The organism is Cellulomonas sp. A375-1 (assembly GCF_001040865.1).
GTDB classification, from domain to species: Bacteria; Actinomycetota; Actinomycetes; order Actinomycetales; family Cellulomonadaceae; genus Cellulomonas; species Cellulomonas gelida.
Genome location: NZ_LFKW01000038.1, coordinates 1 through 16,760 on the forward strand (window position 1 = coordinate 1; position 16,760 = coordinate 16,760).

The following is a 16,760-nucleotide window of genomic DNA, read 5'->3' on the forward strand; positions in this document are numbered from 1 at the left end:
CGTCCCCGCCGAAGCCCCGACGGGCACCGGCTCCTTGTCGACCGTCCCGCGCGGGACACCGCGGAAGGAGAACTCCCCCAGGAGTCCCTCGCCCTCGGCGTCGACGATCACGAGCTGGCCGGCCTTGAGCTCGCCGAACAGGATCTTCTCGGACAGCGCGTCCTCGATGTCCCGCTGGATCGCGCGGCGCAGCGGCCGAGCACCCAGGACCGGGTCGTAGCCCTTCTCCGACAGCAGCTTCTTGGCCGCGGGCGTGATCTGGATGCCCATGTCCTTGTCGTGCAGCCGCTTGTCGAGCTTGGCGATCATCAGGTCGACGATCTGGAAGATCTCCGGCTGCGAGAGCTGCGGGAAGACCACCACGTCGTCGACGCGGTTGAGGAACTCAGGCCGGAAGTGCTGCTTGAGCTCGTCGTTGACCTTCGCCTTCATCCGCTCGTAGTCGGTGGCGAGCTCGCCGCCGGCCTGGAAGCCGGTCATGACGCCCTTGGCGATGTCCCGCGTGCCGAGGTTCGTCGTCATGATGATGACGGTGTTCTTGAAGTCGATGACGCGGCCCTGCGAGTCGGTCAGGCGACCGTCCTCGAGGATCTGCAGCAGCGAGTTGAAGATGTCCGCGTGCGCCTTCTCGACCTCGTCGAACAGCACGACGGAGAAGGGCCGGCGACGCACCTTCTCGGTGAGCTGACCACCCTCGTCGTACCCGACGTACCCGGGGGGCGAGCCGAACAGGCGCGAGACGGTGTGCTTCTCCGAGAACTCGGACATGTCGAGCTGGATCAGCGCGTCCTCGTCACCGAACAGGAACTCCGCGAGCGCCTTGGCGAGCTCGGTCTTCCCGACGCCCGTGGGGCCCGCGAAGATGAACGACCCACCGGGACGCTTCGGGTCCTTGAGGCCCGCACGCGTGCGGCGGATGGCCTGCGAGAGCGCCTTGATGGCCGCGTTCTGGCCGACGACCCGCTTGTGCAGGTTCTCCTCCATGTGGAGCAGCCGGCTGGACTCCTCCTCGGTGAGCTTGAAGACGGGGATGCCGGTGGCGTTCGCCAGCACCTCGGCGATGAGCTCCTCGTCGACCTCCGCGACGGCGTCGAGGTCGCCCGACTTCCAGGCCTTCTCCTTCTCGACGCGCTTGAGGCCGAGCTGCTTCTCCTGGTCGCGCAGGCGCGCGGCCTTCTCGAAGTCCTGCTCGTCGATCGCCGACTCCTTGTCGCGGCGCGTGGTGGCGATCTCCTCGTCCAGCTCACGCAGCTCCGGCGGGGCCGTCATGCGGCGGATGCGCAGGCGCGCACCGGCCTCGTCGACCAGGTCGATGGCCTTGTCCGGGAGGTAGCGGTCGTTGACGTAACGGTCCGCGAGCGTCGCGGCGGCGACGAGCGCGCCGTCCGTGATCGAGACGCGGTGGTGCGCCTCGTAGCGGTCCCGCAGACCCTTGAGGATCTCGATCGCGTGCTGAAGGTTCGGCTCGCTGACCTGGATCGGCTGGAAGCGACGCTCCAGGGCCGGGTCCTTCTCGACGTACTTGCGGTACTCGTCGAGCGTGGTCGCACCGATGGTCTGCAGCTCGCCGCGGGCGAGCATCGGCTTGAGGATCGAGGCCGCGTCGATCGCGCCCTCGGCGGCACCCGCACCGACGAGCGTGTGGATCTCGTCGATGAACAGGATGATGTCGCCGCGCGTGCGGATCTCCTTGAGCACCTTCTTCAGGCGCTCCTCGAAGTCACCGCGGTAGCGCGAGCCGGCCACGAGGGCGCCCAGGTCCAGCGTGTAGAGCTGCTTGTCCTTGAGCGTCTCGGGCACGTCGCCGCGCACGATGTCCTGCGCCAGACCCTCGACCACGGCCGTCTTGCCGACGCCGGGCTCGCCGATCAGCACCGGGTTGTTCTTGGTGCGGCGGGACAGCACCTGCATGACCCGCTCGATCTCCTTCTCGCGCCCGATGACCGGGTCGAGCTTGTTGTCGCGCGCGGCCTGCGTCAGGTTGCGCCCGAACTGGTCGAGCACGGCCGAGCCCGAGGGCTGACCCTCGGTGGGCCCGCCTGCGGCGACCGGCTCCTTGCCCTGGTACCCGGACACCAGCTGGATGACCTGCTGGCGCACGCGGTTGAGGTCCGCGCCGAGCTTGTTCAGCACCTGCGCGGCGACACCCTCACCCTCGCGGATCAGGCCCAGCAGGATGTGCTCGGTGCCGATGTAGTTGTGGCCGAGCTGCAGCGCCTCGCGCAGGGACAGCTCCAGCACCTTCTTGGCGCGCGGCGTGAAGGGGATGTGGCCCGACGGAGCCTGCTGGCCCTCGCCGATGATCTCCTGGACCTGGGCGCGCACGGCCTCGAGCGAGATCCCCAGCGACTCCAGAGCCTTGGCAGCGACGCCCTCACCCTCGTGGATCAGCCCCAGGAGGATGTGCTCGGTGCCGATGTAGTTGTGGTTGAGCATCCGCGCCTCTTCTTGGGCGAGGACGACCACGCGACGGGCTCGGTCCGTGAATCTCTCGAACATGTGCACTCCTCACGAGCAGCGTGCTCATCGGGGTACCCACGCGCTCCGGCACGGAGCGCAGGGCCGACGACGATGCGGCGTTGTTCGATGCTAACGGCGGCATGTGCCCGGTACTGCCCGTGTTCGCCGCAGGCGTGAAACCCCGCTCCGACGAGCGCGCGACGGCACCCGACGAGGGCGGTCCGCGGCGCACGCTCGGCCGGATGGGGGACGCCGAGCCGCACTCGTCGATATCCCGCCCGGGCGGCTGCCCACGTCGCCATACTCGGCGCGTGAAGACCACCATGCGCGCGCTGCTGTGCCTCGCGCTGATCGCCGGGTTCTACGTCACGGCCCTGATCGTGCTCCTCGGGATCCTCGGCGTCGCGGTCGCGCTGATCTCGTCGGGCCACGCCGTCGGGGCCAAGCTCGCGTTCTTCGCGGTCGCGGCAGCGATCGGGTTCGTCCTCACGATGCGCAAGGTCAGCAAGGCCCAGAAGCACGAGCCCTCGGGGAGTGCCCTGCCCAGAGACGTCGCCCCCGAGCTGTGGGACGTCGTCGAGGAGCTCGCCGCGGCCGCTCAGACGCGCGTCCCGCGTGAGATCCGGCTCGTCCCCGACCTCAACGCCTTCGTCTCCGAGGACGCGCGCCTCCTCGGGCTCGTCCCGGGCACGCGGCGCCTCTACGTGGGGGTGCCGCTCCTGCAGGCCCTGGACGTCGCGCAGATGCGCTCGGTGCTCGCGCACGAGCTGGCGCACTACTCGAACGGGCACACCCGCCTCGCGCCGATCGCCTACCGAGGGCGCCAGGTCGTGGGCGCTGCTGCCGGCGAGGTCACGGGGTTCGCAGGCTGGGTGCTGCGCGGCTACGGCCGGCTCTACCTGCTCGCGTCCGCCGCGATCAGCCGCCGGCAGGAGCTCGAGGCCGACGCAGTCTCGGTGCAGGTCGCCGGCCGCGAGGTCGCCGCAGAGACCCTGCACGAGATGGAGGTCCTCTCGGCCGCGTGGACGTTCTACTTCGACCGGTACGTGTCGGTCGCGTGGGACGCCGGCCTCGCGCCGACGAGCGACGCGATGTTCGACGGCTTCGCGGCTCTGCTCGCCGCGCGGCAGGACGAGCTCGACCGGCTGCGCACCCTCGCCCCGCCGTCGCAGGAGTCGCGGTGGGACAGCCACCCGTCGACGTCGGCCAGGATCGCGGCGATGGGCGCGGTCGCCTCTCCAGCGCTCACCCGCGACACGCGACCGGCCGGCGTGCTCGTGCGAGGGCTCCCGGCCCTCACCGCGATGCTCGCCGAGGTCGTCGTGAAGTATGCAGACCGCGAGCGGCTGCCCTGGGAGCTGCTGACCCCGCGGGCGAGGGCGGCGAGCGCGCAGCACTCGGCCGACATCGTGTTCCGTGCCGTGGGCCGCCGCGTGGGAGTCGAGCGCGGCTCACTGCGTGACCTGCTCGAGCTGACGGAGGCCGACCGCCTCGACGACGTGCTGCAGGCGCTCGACCTCGACGCCTCGGCCGGCCCCGATGCGGACGGCGACACCGCCGCGACGGTCGTGTGGACGGCCGTCCTGCAGTGCGCGCTCGCCACGAGCGGCGCAGCACGGTGGGAGCACCGCTGGGACGCGGGCGACCCGTTCGTCGGACCCGACGGCGTGCCCTACGACGTCCGGCCGCTCGCACTGCTGGGCGCCGGCGGCCCGCGCGGCGCCGCAGAGCTGCGAGGACGTCTCGCCGATCTCGGGGTGGACCTCGACGCGGTCGGAGCGTCCGCAGAGGCCGACGCTCGCGGCTCCGCCATCGTCGCAGGCGTCGCGAACGTCGTGGTCGACGGTGAGCAGTACGACGTGCTCGTGCTGACCCACGGGCTCGTTCTCGTGCCGTGCCCGAAGGTGTACAACCAAGGTCGCAACCGGCTGCGCGAGCTCGCTGCCAGCGCCGCTCCCGCCGACATCGCCGCCCAGAACTGGTTCGTGCCGTTCGAGGACGTGGTTTCGGGCCGAGTCAGCAAGCGATTCCCCGTCGGGGTGGAGTTCGCCCTGCACGACGGGACCACCCTGGACCTGAGGACGAAGCTGGACAGCCAGGAGCTCACCTCGGGCAGCAGCATCGCCCTGCAGGACGTGGCGAAGCGGTTCGCCCCCGTCCCCGTCGCCACCTGACCGCCCCGACCGCACGTCAGGGATACCCCCGGGAAGAACCGGGGGTATCCCGGATAGTCCGAATTGCTCCTGAGTCGTCAGTGTGTCTCTGAGCGCCCCTGCGCGGGCGCACTCCCTCACTCTCGACGCCGATCAGGGGACGTGTCATGGCCAAGGTCGCCGGGTGGATCACCCATCGCTACGTGAAGTACGTCGTCATCGCGTTCTGGCTGGGTGCCGTCGCGCTGCTCGGCCCGCTCGCCGGCAAGCTGACGGGCGCGCAGGACAACGAGGCCGCGAGCTGGCTCCCGAAGGACGCGGAGTCCACGCAGGTGCTCGAGAAGGCGGAGGCATTCGTCCCCGCGGACACCGCGCCCGCGGTCGTCGTGTTCGAGCGCAAGGGCGGGCTGACCGCGGACGACGAGGCGGCGATCGCCGACCACGTCGCCGCGTGGGGCTCGATCGACCGGCTCGCAGGCGAGATCGTCGGGCCCGTGACGTCGCAGGACGGCGAGGCGGCCCAGGTCATCGTCCCGATCGAGCTGACCGACTGGGACGAGTCGATCGTCGTCGTCGACGACCTGTTGGCCGCAGCCGACGACGACCCCGCGGGCCTGGCCATGCACGTGACCGGACCCGTCGGCGGTGCCGCCGACTCGGCGAAGGCGTTCGAGGGCATCGACTCGACCCTGCTGTTCGCGGCGGCGGGCGTGGTCGTCGTGATCCTGCTGCTGACGTACCGCAGCCCCGTGCTGTGGCTCCTGCCGGTGGTGTCCGCGGGCGTGGCGCTGACCGTCGCGCAGGCGGCGGTGTACCTGCTCGCCGAGTACGCGGACCTCACCGTGAACGCGCAGAGCGCGGGCATCCTGACGGTGCTGGTGTTCGGTGCGGGGACCGACTACGCGCTGCTGCTGACGGCCCGATATCGCGAGGAGCTGCGCAAGCACACCGACCGGCACGAGGCGATGGCCGTCGCGCTGCACCGCGCCAGCCCCGCGATCATCGCGAGCGGCGCGACCGTGGCCGTCGGCATGCTGTGCCTGCTGTTCGCGACGATGAGCTCGACCGCAGGCCTCGGGCCGGTGGCCGCCGCCGGGATCGTCGTGTGCCTGCTCGTCATGCTGACGCTGCTGCCCGCGCTGCTCGTCGTCCTGGGCCGGTGGGTGTTCTGGCCGCGCGTGCCGCACGTGGGCGACGCCGAGCCGACCGAGCACGGCTTCTGGGCGCGCGCCGGTCAGCGCATCGCGGTGCACCCGCGGCGCACGTGGATCGGCACGGCCGTGGTCCTGGCGATCGCGTCCGTGGGCATCCTGCAGCTCAACGCGACGGGCCTGACGACCGAGGAGTCGTTCCGCAGCGAGCAGCCCTCGATCGTGGGCGAGAAGGTGCTGTCGGCGCACTTCCCGGGCGGTGCCGGGTCGCCCGTCGTGGTCATCGCAGAAGGCGCGGCCGCCGACGACGTGCACACGGCGCTCGCGGCCGTGGACGGGATCGACCCGACGACCGTGACCGAGCCCGTCGTCAAGGACGGCGTCGCGTACCTCGAGGGCACGCTCACGAGCGAGCCCGACTCCGACGCCGCCTACGACACCGTCGACCGCGTCCGCGACGCCGTGCACGCCGTGCCGGGTGCCGAGGCGGTCGTCGGCGGGGAGACCGCGACGAACCTGGACGTCCAACGCGCGTCCGCACGCGACAACGCGGTGATCATCCCGATCATCCTGCTCGCGGTGTTCCTGATCCTGGTCCTGCTGCTGCGCGCGGTCGTCGCGCCGCTGGTCCTCATGGGCACCGTGGTCCTGTCGTTCGGTGCCGCGCTCGGCGTCTCGGCGTTCATCTTCCAGAACGTGTTCGGGTTCGCCGGCGCCGACTCGTCGTTCCCGCTGTTCGTGTTCGTGTTCCTCGTGGCGCTGGGGATCGACTACAACATCTTCCTCATGACGCGCGTCCGCGAGGAGGCGCAACGGCTCGGACACCGGCGCGGGTCACTCGTCGGGCTCGCGGCCACGGGCGGTGTGATCACGTCCGCCGGGCTGGTGCTCGCGGGGACGTTCGCGACGCTCGGGACGCTGCCCGCGGTCGCGTTCGCCGAGATCGGGTTCGCGGTCGCGTTCGGGGTGCTGCTCGACACGCTCGTCGTGCGGTCCGTGCTCGTCACGGCGCTCAACCTCGACATCGGCCCGACGATGTGGTGGCCGAGCCGCCTGGCCCGCCGCCCCGAACCGCAGCCCGCCGCCATCCCGCAACGGGTGCCCGAACCGGCCGCCTGACCCACGCGACGTCGGAACCGCCCCCGCGGCTCACGGGGGCGGTTCCGTGCTCAATGCGTGTAGTCCGGACCGACGCGTGCTGCCCACGGCGTCTCGGGCTGCCGCGACCACACCCGCGCCCGCTCAGTCGTCCCGTACGGCTGCACGCTCACCTCCGCGAGCAGGAGCCGGTCTGGCAGGTTCGCCTCCGCCCAGGCGATCACTGCCGTGACGTCCCTCGCTCCCGCGACCAGGTACGTCGCCTCGCCCGCCACGTCCTCGAGCTCGCCCTCGACCGGTCCAGTCAGGAACGTCACGAGGTAGGTGGGGCGGACGTCGGCCACCCGACCCTCAGGCAGCCGACCGAGCACCGGCTCCAGCGCAGAGCTCTCTGTCATCCCTGCAGACATCCCGACCTCGTACTCGTGAAGACGACCCCATCGGGCGCGATGCCCGAAGGCACCGTGCTCGTCACCACGTTCCGCCCTTTCCACGTACCGCACTCCGAGCCACCTGAGTACATCAGTGGCACGTACCACGTGCGCTTCGTCCCATCGGTCTTGATGGCGAACGTCCCGTACCTCGTCGCACACACCGCGCCATCCTTGCTCAGCGTGCCGTTCATATGCACCTTCGCAGCCCGCGGCGATCCCGCACCGGGTGCCCGAACGGGCTGCCTGACCTACGCGACGTCGGAACCGCGCCCGCGGCCCACGAGGCGGCTACTCGGACTCAGACAGCCGACCGAGCCGTCGCGGACGCTTGTCCACAGACGGGCGGACGCCACCCCGCGCCGCGTCCCGATTGAGTAGTTTCGCCCCATGTCTCGCGCCGCTGCTTCGTTGGTGATGGTCGTCGCGGTCCTGCTCGCTGCAGGCTGCACGTCGCAGGGCCCTGAGCCCGTCGCGTCGGCGACCTCGGGCCCCAGTGCGACGGCGAAGGCCTCGCCGACTCCCACGCCGACACCCGAACCCACGCCGGACGTCGTCGTGACCAGCGGGCCGGACCAGGACGTGACCGTCGCACCCACGCCCCCCGCTGCTCTCGACGGTCCGGCCACCGCAGACAACGCCATGCTTGTCGGGAAGTACTTCATCCAGCTCATCCCCTACGTGATCGCCACGGGCGAGACTGCGCAGTGGGACGCGTTGTCGGGTCCGGACTGCAAGTTCTGCGCCAGCGCGCGAGAACTTGGGCTGGAGGTTGCCACCGAAGGGCAGCGGGTGACCGGTGGCGCGATCGACGTCGGCTTCGGCCATGCCTCCGAGGCGGAGGAAGAGGGCGTCTTCTCGGCGAGCATCGACTACGTCGAACACCCCTCTCAGCGGATCGCGGCCGACGGCACGGTCCTCAAGGACTACCCCGAGGCGACGACCGCAAGGGCGCACCTCGAACTCCGCTGGGCTGAAGGCTCCTGGAAGATCCTGGGCGCGAGCAGCGACGATCTTGGGTCGGCCTGATGCGCCGCGCGTTCGTCTCGTCTGTGGTGCTGGTTCTGGCGTTCACGGCAGCATCCGCGGTTCCCGCATTCGCCAGTGCTAGCACCGAGCTCGAAGACGACGAGGCGCACCTCACTGACGCGTTCAAGGCGAATCTCGAGCTACGGCATTGGAGGGCCCACCCGGATCCTCTGGTCGAGTACGCCCACGCCCCGTTGTGCAACGTGGGCTCGCAGTACCTTGCCCCCGGGATCGACGGCGAGTGCTCACCACCCAACGGCACCGTTCCGGTGCCCGCGTGCGGAGACGACTCGCCCGTCGAGCCGCTCTGGCGCCGCACCCGCCCATCGGCCGCATCGGACAACTGGTCGCGGTGGGAGATGCTGGCCGGCTGGGCGTGTCCCCAGGACCTGCTCCCGCCGTTCCCGCAGGCCGACTTCCGGCGCCTGAAGATCGACCCCCTGGCGGCGCATCGGCAGCCCGAACGCGACGAGGTGCTGGTCAACAAGCCGCTGATCGTCTACGTCGACGCCGAGCACCGCACCTTCCGCACGAGCCTGTTCACCTACGGGATCGACGTCGACGTGTACCCCGTCGAGTACGCGTGGGACTTCGGCGACGGCGAGACCCTCACCACCACCTCGCCGGGCAACCCGTACCCGTCGTTCGACGTCGCTCACACGTACCGGGAGGCGACCTCCGCGACCGTCGTCCTCACGACCATATGGAAGGGCACGTACCGCGTGGACGAGGACCCCGACGGCGAGTGGCGCGACGTCTCCGGGACCGCGACGACCACCACGACACTCGACCCCTTCGACGTGATCGAGCTCCGCAGCCGCCTCGACGGCTGACCACGGCAGCACTCGTCGTACGGTCGTCTCATGCCGCGCCCCATCGCCACCACGACCCCGGTCCCGCTCGACGACCTGCTCGACTTCGTCCGGCCGCGCCACCACCTGATCCTCGTCACGACGCGTGCCGACGGCAGCCCGCAGGTCTCCCCCGTCTCCGGCGGCGTCGATGACGCGGGCCGCATCGTCATCTCCACGTACCCGGGGCGCGCCAAGACGCGCAACGCCGAGCGTGACCCCCGCGTCAGCGTGTGCGTGCTGTCCGACGACTGGAACGGCCCATGGGTGCAGGTCGACGGCACCGCGCAGGTGCTGCACATGCCCGAGGCCGAGGACGCGCTCGTCGACTACTACCGCTGCATCGCCGGCGAGCACCCGGACTGGGACGAGTACCGCGCCGCGATGCGGCTGCAGGGCAAGAGCCTGCTGCGCATCACCCCGGTCCGGTGGGGACCGCTCGCGACGGGTGGCTTCCCGGCGGACGTCGCGGCTCGCCTCGACGCGCAAGGCTGAGCACGTGCCGCACCATCACGACGACCCGACGATCACGGTCCTGACCGGCGCCGGGATCTCCACCTCGTCGGGCATCCCCGACTTCCGCGGGCCGCAGGGCGTCTGGACCCGCGACCCGGCCGCGGCGGAGCTGCTGGAGATCGGCCGCTACGTGCGCGAGCGCGACGTCAGGGTGCGCGGCTGGCGAGCGTGGGCGGAGCACCCGACGTGGCACGCGCAGCCCACGGCCGCCCACCGGGCGCTGGCGGAGCTCGAGCACGCGGGCGACCTCATCGCGGTCCTCACGCAGAACTTCGACGGCCTGCACCAGGCGGCCGGCTCGTCCGACGAACGCACCGTCGAGCTCCACGGCTCGCTCGCCACGACCTCGTGCCTGCGGTGCACGACGACCTGGCCGACGACCGACGTGCTCGCGCGCCTGGCCGACGAGCCCGACCCGCTGTGCACGGAGTGCGGCGGCATCCTCAAGCCCGATGTCGTGTACTTCGGTGAGCAGCTGCCCGATGACGCACTGCAGCACGCCGTCGCCGCTGCGACCGACGCCACGACCTTCGTCGCGATCGGCACGACCCTGACCGTGCAGCCCGTCGCGAGCCTCGCCGCGCTCGCCGTCGACTCGGGCGCGCGCCTCGTCGTCGTCAACGCCGAACCCACGCCCTACGACCACCTGGCCGACGAGGTCATCCGCGACCCCATCGACCAGGCCATCCCCACGCTGATGGAACGACTTCGCTCCTGAACCGTCGAGCGAGCAGGCCGGCCCCGTCGGCTTCCGCTGAGGAGGCTCCGATCGAGTTCCCCCGGGAGGGCGATCGCCCCTCCGCCCTAGTACTTCCAGCCAATGAGCGAGTGGGGGAAGACCTGGTTGGCCACTCCGTTGAGCTTGATGTCGATGTGCAGGTGAGGCCCCGTCACGCAGCCCTTGTTGCCGGAGTATCCGAGCAGGTCGCCAGCATTCACCGCCTGGCCATTGCTCACCGAGAAGCTGTCCAGGTGGGCGTAGTCGAAACGGTAGGTCGCGCCGTCGCGGTTCGAGGTGACGATCAGGTCTTGCTGGACACGCCCGATGGCTGCGGGGACGGGGCACCACTTCGCCTCGACCTTGTACGCGGCGGGGATGCTCACCGCGCCGCCGTACATGGCGTAGACGGGGGTGCCGATCGGGACGGGGAAGTCGTCGCCGTTGTGCCCGGAGTACGTCGTCAGGGTGGCGTGCGGCTGGATGGGGAAGACCCAGCCGTTGATCCCCGGCAAGGGCGTCGACGGCACGGAGGATCCGTTGCAGTTCGGCTCGGAGGCGACGAACCCGATCGTCCCCTTCGGCACCAGGCCGTTGACCGTGGTCTTGAAGTCCGCGTCGGGCACCCAGTCGCCCCACAGGAGACGGTGCCAGGTCGAGGTCTTCGTCGTCCCGGGGGTGGCGCTGCCGTCCACGGCCTGGCCGTTGGTGACGCCGCAGACCACCGGTAGGCGCGTGGCCACCGGGTACACCTTGAACAGGGTGCTCGTCAGGTTCGGTGCCGATTGGCTCTGCGTCCCGGGCTGACCGTTGGCCGTCGAGCCCGTATACACGGAGAGCCAGCCGACCACGTTGCGCGCCCAGACCGCCTTGCCGGCAGCGTCGTAGATGACGAGGTTCCCGTCATCCTGGACGGCGAGCACCGTTCCGCCGGTTCCCCAGGAGCCCGAGTCCCACCGTGGCGTGCCCGCTGCGTTGCGGCTCACGAGGTTGCCGTCGCTCTGCATGACGACGTGGTTGGCGTCGCCACCGCCCGTCGACCAGGTGGCGCCCGACGGGCCGTACTCGACGAGGTTCCCGTCGCCCTGCATCACGAGGGTGTAGCTCCCGTTCGGGGACCGCAGGGACCTGCCCGCGTTGAGGACCTCGTCGCTGCGGAGCTGGTCAGTCGCCAGGACCGTCACCGCTGCCGAGGTCACGGTCTTCGATGCGTAGCCGGTCCGCGACCCCGTGACGCGGACCGCGACTCCCGCGCCCTCGTCGTCGAAGGTCAGCCTGTACGTCTTGCCCGTCGCGCCGGGGAGCGCGGAGCCGTTGCGCAGCCACTGGTACGTGATCTTCGCGGTCGGCGACCATGTGCCAGGGTTCGCCGTCAGGGTGCCGCGGACGGTCGCGGTGCCGACGATCTTCGGCTTCGGAGCTGACACGAACCTGGCGGTCTTGACGGCTGCAGTCGGCTTGCTCGTCCTGCTGACGGTCTTGTAGTTGGCCTTCCTGCCCGTCACCTTCACCGTGATCAGCTTGCCCGCGTCCGCGGGGGCGAGCTTGTAGGTGGTCTTCGTCGCTCCAGCGATCGCGACCCCGGAACGCTTCCACTGGTAGGTGAGCTTCACGGGGGCGGGCCTCCACGTGCCTGGCCGTGCGGTCAAGGTCGCGCCGACCTGCGCCGTTCCCGTCACGGTGGGCCTCGGACTGGCGGTGAACGTCCTCGGGGAGCTGGCGTCTGCCGGCGCCACCACGACGAAGAGCAACGCGAGCGCCGCCGCGACGACGAGGGCCGCGTGCCGACCCAGTACTCGAAAGCCGACAGAGGGCATCGCGCACTCCCACCTTCTCCAGCATCCAGGTAGGCGGAGCGGAGCGCGCCGCACGTGAGGAACGGTAGCGACGGCAGGGCGGGCGAGGAGCCAGTTCCACCCATGTCAGCCTGTCGGGTGAACGGCTGACCGCCGCCGCTGCACGTTCTCATCCGCGTCTCATCCCGACCAGGCACGATGAGCGCATGGTGCGAGAGGTGCGGACGTGGCTGGCGGTGGGCCTCGTCGTGCTCGCGCTCGGTGCCGGCTCCTACGCGCTGACGGTCGCGCTGTCCGCGCCGGGGGACCGCTCGATCGGCGAGCCCGTCGTCGTGACCCCCGCGGGAACGAGCCCGAGCACCGATCCGACGCCGTCGCCGACCACCACGGGCACCCCGAGCCCCACCCCGACGTCCACATCCGGGGCGCCCAGGACGCCCGCGCCCGTCGACCTGCCCACCCCTCGGGACCCGGACGACGACGATGACGACGACGACGACGACCACACGCCGGACCCCGATGACGATGACGACGAGCGCGACCGTGACTGAGGCGCCGTCGCGCCGCCCGCGGCGCACCGTGCGGACGAAGGTCGTCGCGGTCACGCTCGCGACCACAGCGCTCGGGCTGCTGGGCGCCGGGCTGACGACGTACGCGATCCAGCGTCAGGACGTCGACGACCGCATCGAGAGCGAGCTCACGCGCGCCGCGCAGCAGTTCCGCGGCATCGCGCAGGCCAACGCGGACCTGCCGGTCGACGGCATCCTGCGCGCGGCGATGCAGCAGACGCTGCCGGACCCGAGCGCGGGCAGCATCGCGCTCGTCGACGGCTCCCCGGCCTGGTACGCGCCCACGACCGTCGCGGTCCGGCTCGAGGACGACCCGCAGCTCGTCGCCCTGCTGCGCGAGGTGCCCGCGGGGGACCAGGTGCGGCTGCGGACGGTCACGACCGACCGTGCCCAGTACCGCGTGGTGACGGTCCCGGTGACCCTCGACGACCCTGCGGCCCCGGCGGGGCTCTTCGTCGCGGCGACGGTGCGTGACCTCGAGATCGCGGCGCTGGACCACACCTGGCGCACGTACACGTTCGTCGCGGCGGGCGCGCTCGCGGCCACGGGCGTCGTCGCGTGGGTGCTGCTCGGGCGGGTGCTGCGGCCGCTGCGCGCACTGCGGGAGACCGCGGCGAAGGTCGACGAGGGCACCCTCGACGCGCGCGTGCCGGTGACCACCGACGACGACGTGGGCGAGGTCGGGCACACCGTCAACGCGATGCTCGACCGGCTGCAGGCGAGCATGTCGGCGCAGCGACGCCTGCTCGACGACGTGGGGCACGAGCTGCGGACGCCGCTGACGGTGATCGGCGGGCACCTGGAGCTCATGGACGTCGACGACGCCGACGACGTGCGCGCCACGCGCGAGCTCGCGCTCGACGAGGTCGACCGCATGGGCCTGCTCGTCGACGACCTGCTGGTGCTCGCCGTCGCCGACCGCGACGGGTTCGTCCAGCCCGCTCCGACGCACGTCGGGGTCCTGACCGACGAGGTGCTCGACAAGGCCACCGGCCTCGGTGCGCGCACGTGGCGGGTCGACAAGCGCGCCGACGTCGAGCTGCTCGTCGACGCACGCCGCCTCACGCAGGCGTGGCTGCAGCTCGCGAACAACGCGGTGAAGTTCTCCGCGGACGGCACGACGATCACGCTCGGCTCGGCCGTCGCCGACGGCACGCTGCGGCTGTGGGTGCGCGACGAGGGTGTCGGCATCGCACCCGAGCGTCAGGCGCGGATCTTCGAGCGGTTCGAGCGCGCGCCGGAGTCCGCGGGGACGGTCGGCGCGGGGCTGGGGCTGGCGATCGTCGCGGCGATCGCACGGGCGCACGGCGGTGACGTGGGGGTCTCGTCGGAGCCCGGGATCGGGTCGACGTTCGTCGTCTCCGTCCCGGCCGTCCCGGTGTCCACGGGCCGGTCCGACGAGAGTGGCGACGACGAAGGGGCGGACGCATGAGCGGCGTGCTGGTGGTGGAGGACGAGGCACGCATCGCGTCGTTCGTCGCGAAGGGGCTCAGGGCCGCGGGCTACGCACCCACGGTCGTCGGGACGGCGCGCGAGGCGCTCGACCTCGCCCTCACCGGCGACATGGACCTCATGGTCCTGGACATCGGCCTGCCCGACGGCGACGGGTTCGACGTGCTCCGCCAGGTGCGCGCCGCGGGCTCGCGGCTGCCGGTCATCATCCTCACGGCGCGCAGCTCGGTGGAGGACACCGTCGCCGGGCTCGAGGGCGGCGCCGACGACTACATGCCCAAGCCGTTCCGGTTCGAGGAGCTGCTCGCGCGCGTGCGCCTGCGGCTGCGCACCGAGGCGGACTCGCCCGACGACACGACCGTGCTGCAGCGCGGTGCGGTCACCCTCGACCTGCGCTCGCGTCGCGCGACTGTCGACGGACGCAGCGTGGACCTGTCCGCGCGCGAGTTCGCGCTCGCCGAGACGTTCCTGCGCAACGCCGGCACGGCGCTGTCGCGCGAGCAGCTGCTCTCGCGCGTGTGGGGGTACGACTTCGACCCGTCGTCGAACGTGGTGGACGTGTACGTGCGCTACCTGCGCACCAAGCTCGGCGCGGAGCTCATCTCGACGGTCCGTGGGGTCGGGTATCGCTTCGAGGCGTGAGCCGCGCTCGGGCCCCGTCAGGCCAGGCACGCCTCGGCGATGGTGAGCAGCCGCTCGGAGTCGTCCACCGGGGCCTCCGGGTCGGCGGGCAGCGCGCCGGCCGCCAGCGACAGCAGCACACCGGCCACCCGCACCCGCAGCGCGTCGGGGTCGACGAACGCCGCCGCCTCACCCGTCCAGCGCAGCGCGGTCGCCGCGAGCGCGGGAGTCATGGGCCGCACCGCGTGCAGGTGCGCGAGCAGGCACCCGAGGTCGTCGACGAGGTGCCCCGGCCCGACGGTGTCGACGTCCAGCAGACCGCAGACCCGGCCGGCGTCGTCGACCAGCAGCTGCGCCTCGTGCAGGTCGCCGTGCGTGGGGACGGTCGGGCCGGCGTCCGTGCGCCGCAGCCCTGACCGCACCCCGGCGGCGACCGCGTGGGCGCGTCCCTCCAGTGCCGGACGGACCTCGAGCGCACCGGCGTAGGCCCGCGCGCGCGACGACCACGGACGACGCGTCGGCAGGTCGAGGACCGTGGGCGGGAACGCCAGCACGGGGGCGAGCACGTCCGCGAGCGCCGGCGTGCAGCCCGCGACGAGCGCGTCGAGCAGGGGGACCCCGTCGATGGCCTCGAGCACCATGAGCCCGTCGTCCGACGCGTGCGCGACGCGCGGCACGGGGACGCCCGCGTCCGCCAGCAGGCGGTGCCGCCCGACGACGTCCGCGGCGTTGCCGTCACCCGGCCGCAGCACCTTGACGAACCACGGCACACCGTCCCGCTCCGCCCGCACCACGGCCCGGCGCAACGGTCGGTACCCGACGAGCTCCAGCGCCGTGACGGGACCCGCACCGGGCAGCGCGTCCGCCAGCCGGTGCGGGTCGCACGCGCGGCCCAGCGCGGGCAGCACCGGGTCCTGCGGGTGCCGCCACACGACGACGACCCCGGCCGGCCCGCGCGCCACCAACGTCCCCGGCACGTCCCGCGGGCAGGTCCGCGACGTCGTCGCGAGCAGGTACTCGTGACGGCCGTCCGCGGTCTGGACGACGTAGCCCACGGTCACGCCGTCGCCCGGGCGATGGTGCACGGCGTCGACTCTCCACGACGCGATGCCGGTGCCGCTCGTCGCGAGCGCCGCGGCCAGCAGGTCGCCGGCGGCCGCGTGCGTGAGCACCGCGAGGGCCTCGGCCTCGTCGGGCCGACGGTCACCGACCGTCGGGCGCGCAGCACCACGTGCGGGCCGGGGCGTCATGGAGGTCAAGCCTGCCAGGGCGGTCAAGCGGCGCCTGGGGCTTCTGTCCGTTTCCGTCAGTCCGCGCTCGCGGCGCTGACCGGCGAGGCCGGGCTCGCGGGGGTGGCGGGGGTGACCGGGCTGGCCGGGCTCGCGGCCGTCACCGGGCTCGCGGGCGTCACCGACGTCGCGGTGCTGGCAGGTGTGGCCGGGCTGGCGGCCGTGGTCGCGCTGGCGGGCGTCACCGCCGACGCGGGGGTCAACGCGGTGACGGTCGTGACGACCGACGAGTTCTGCGTGCGCGTCGGGTCCGTCGCACCGGCCGACGGGGTGGGGGTCGCGCTCGGGGCGTCGCTCGGGGTGCCGACCGGGGTCGCGCTGTCCGTCGGCGTGTCCGTCGGCGCGCCGGTCGGCGCGTCGGTCGGGACCGACGAGGTCGTCGTGTCCGGCGACGGTGTGGTGCTCGCGGCGAGCGCGCTGCCACCGGCGACTGCGACGGCGCTGAGCGTGCCGGAGATGATCCAGACCGAGCGGGGAAGGGTGCGCATGAGGGGCCTCTTTCGTCGTGCCGCGGCCTGTCCGCGACACCACCGACTCTCGGGGCGGTCCATGAGGCCAGCAGGAGGCCCGCATGAGAGAGCTCTCATCCGGTGTCGGGCCGCGTGGTTAGGCTGCTGCGGTGAGCA

At 71.9% G+C, this 16,760-nt stretch carries 14 protein-coding genes; 9 read left to right on the plus strand and 5 right to left on the minus strand.

What is annotated here, in order from left to right:
- Positions 1-2,499: ATP-dependent Clp protease ATP-binding subunit (locus CWIS_RS04270; RefSeq protein ID WP_048342020.1), on the minus strand; the 2,499-nt coding region annotated here is incomplete at its 3' end.
- A gap of 272 nt (positions 2,500-2,771) precedes the next feature.
- Between CWIS_RS04270 and CWIS_RS04275 the strand changes: the two genes are divergently transcribed.
- Entirely contained in the window at positions 2,772-4,634 is a 1,863-nt protein-coding gene (locus CWIS_RS04275) for a M48 family metallopeptidase (RefSeq protein WP_053071536.1), read from the plus strand.
- A gap of 146 nt (positions 4,635-4,780) precedes the next feature.
- Positions 4,781-6,883, plus strand: a complete 2,103-nt coding sequence (locus tag CWIS_RS04280) for an MMPL family transporter (RefSeq protein WP_048342014.1) — start codon at positions 4,781-4,783, stop codon at positions 6,881-6,883.
- A gap of 50 nt (positions 6,884-6,933) precedes the next feature.
- Here CWIS_RS04280 and CWIS_RS04285 read toward each other — a convergent pair whose 3' ends face one another.
- Positions 6,934-7,260 carry a hypothetical protein gene (locus CWIS_RS04285; RefSeq protein WP_048342015.1) on the minus strand — a complete coding sequence of 109 codons (327 nt, stop codon included), beginning with the start codon at positions 7,258-7,260 and terminating at the stop codon, positions 6,934-6,936.
- A gap of 615 nt (positions 7,261-7,875) precedes the next feature.
- On the opposite strand from CWIS_RS04285, the gene CWIS_RS17435 reads away from it, so the two are divergent.
- From CWIS_RS17435 to CWIS_RS04305, 4 genes are all read left to right on the plus strand, one after another.
- Positions 7,876-8,322: a DUF6318 family protein gene (locus CWIS_RS17435; protein ID WP_156186539.1), complete on the plus strand. Its 447-nt coding sequence runs from the start codon at positions 7,876-7,878 to the stop codon at positions 8,320-8,322.
- A gap of 269 nt (positions 8,323-8,591) precedes the next feature.
- Positions 8,592-9,155 (plus strand): hypothetical protein, encoded by a 564-nt coding sequence (locus CWIS_RS04295; protein ID WP_053071538.1) that lies wholly within the window; start codon positions 8,592-8,594, stop codon positions 9,153-9,155.
- A 30-nt stretch (positions 9,156-9,185) separates the two neighbouring features.
- A complete protein-coding gene (locus CWIS_RS04300; RefSeq protein ID WP_048342016.1) occupies positions 9,186-9,668 on the plus strand; it encodes a PPOX class F420-dependent oxidoreductase in 483 nt (160 codons plus the stop codon).
- Between the two features lie 4 nt (positions 9,669-9,672).
- Complete coding sequence (locus CWIS_RS04305; RefSeq protein ID WP_048342024.1) at positions 9,673-10,407, plus strand: Sir2 family NAD-dependent protein deacetylase; 735 nt, start codon at positions 9,673-9,675, stop codon at positions 10,405-10,407.
- Positions 10,408-10,493: 86 nt separating this feature from the next.
- Here CWIS_RS04305 and CWIS_RS17440 read toward each other — a convergent pair whose 3' ends face one another.
- Positions 10,494-12,020, minus strand: coding sequence for a peptidoglycan DD-metalloendopeptidase family protein (locus CWIS_RS17440; protein WP_053071539.1), 1,527 nt, complete (start codon positions 12,018-12,020; stop codon positions 10,494-10,496).
- Positions 12,021-12,409: 389 nt separating this feature from the next.
- Here CWIS_RS17440 and CWIS_RS04315 point away from each other — a divergent pair, with 389 nt between their 5' ends.
- Genes CWIS_RS04315 through CWIS_RS04325 form a run of 3 tightly spaced genes read left to right on the plus strand, consistent with a single transcriptional unit; the run spans position 12,410 to position 14,866 of the window.
- Positions 12,410-12,754, plus strand: coding sequence for a hypothetical protein (locus tag CWIS_RS04315; RefSeq protein WP_048342017.1), 345 nt, complete (start codon positions 12,410-12,412; stop codon positions 12,752-12,754).
- Positions 12,747-14,204: a cell wall metabolism sensor histidine kinase WalK gene (locus CWIS_RS04320; RefSeq protein ID WP_231583653.1), complete on the plus strand. Its 1,458-nt coding sequence runs from the start codon at positions 12,747-12,749 to the stop codon at positions 14,202-14,204. Before CWIS_RS04315 ends, CWIS_RS04320 begins: the two co-directional genes overlap by 8 nt.
- The gene (locus tag CWIS_RS04325) at positions 14,201-14,866 is read left to right on the plus strand and encodes a response regulator transcription factor (protein WP_048342018.1); all 666 of its coding nucleotides are present in this window, start codon (positions 14,201-14,203) and stop codon (positions 14,864-14,866) included. The genes CWIS_RS04320 and CWIS_RS04325 overlap by 4 nt, the downstream gene beginning before the upstream one ends.
- 17 nt (positions 14,867-14,883) lie before the next feature.
- On the opposite strand, the gene CWIS_RS04330 is transcribed toward CWIS_RS04325, so the two are convergent.
- Both CWIS_RS04330 and CWIS_RS04335 read right to left on the minus strand, forming a co-directional pair.
- Positions 14,884-16,095: an aminoglycoside phosphotransferase family protein gene (locus CWIS_RS04330; protein ID WP_053071541.1), complete on the minus strand. Its 1,212-nt coding sequence runs from the start codon at positions 16,093-16,095 to the stop codon at positions 14,884-14,886.
- 56 nt (positions 16,096-16,151) lie between these two features.
- Positions 16,152-16,622, minus strand: a complete 471-nt coding sequence (locus tag CWIS_RS04335; protein ID WP_048342019.1) for a hypothetical protein — start codon at positions 16,620-16,622, stop codon at positions 16,152-16,154.
- Positions 16,623-16,760 lie beyond the last annotated feature (138 nt).

Bases quoted from the DNA above. Each gene is read 5' to 3' on its own strand.
- CWIS_RS04280 (WP_048342014.1), top strand. From the start codon at position 4,781: ATGGCCAAGGTCGCCGGGTGGATCACCCATCGCTACGTGAAGTACGTC.
- CWIS_RS04325 (WP_048342018.1), top strand. From the start codon at position 14,201: ATGAGCGGCGTGCTGGTGGTGGAGGACGAGGCACGCATCGCGTCGTTC.
- CWIS_RS04335 (WP_048342019.1), bottom strand. From the start codon at position 16,622: ATGCGCACCCTTCCCCGCTCGGTCTGGATCATCTCCGGCACGCTCAGC.
- CWIS_RS04315 (WP_048342017.1), top strand. From the start codon at position 12,410: ATGGTGCGAGAGGTGCGGACGTGGCTGGCGGTGGGCCTCGTCGTGCTC.
- CWIS_RS04300 (WP_048342016.1), top strand. From the start codon at position 9,186: ATGCCGCGCCCCATCGCCACCACGACCCCGGTCCCGCTCGACGACCTG.
- CWIS_RS04330 (WP_053071541.1), bottom strand. From the start codon at position 16,095: ATGACGCCCCGGCCCGCACGTGGTGCTGCGCGCCCGACGGTCGGTGAC.
- CWIS_RS04285 (WP_048342015.1), bottom strand. From the start codon at position 7,260: ATGACAGAGAGCTCTGCGCTGGAGCCGGTGCTCGGTCGGCTGCCTGAG.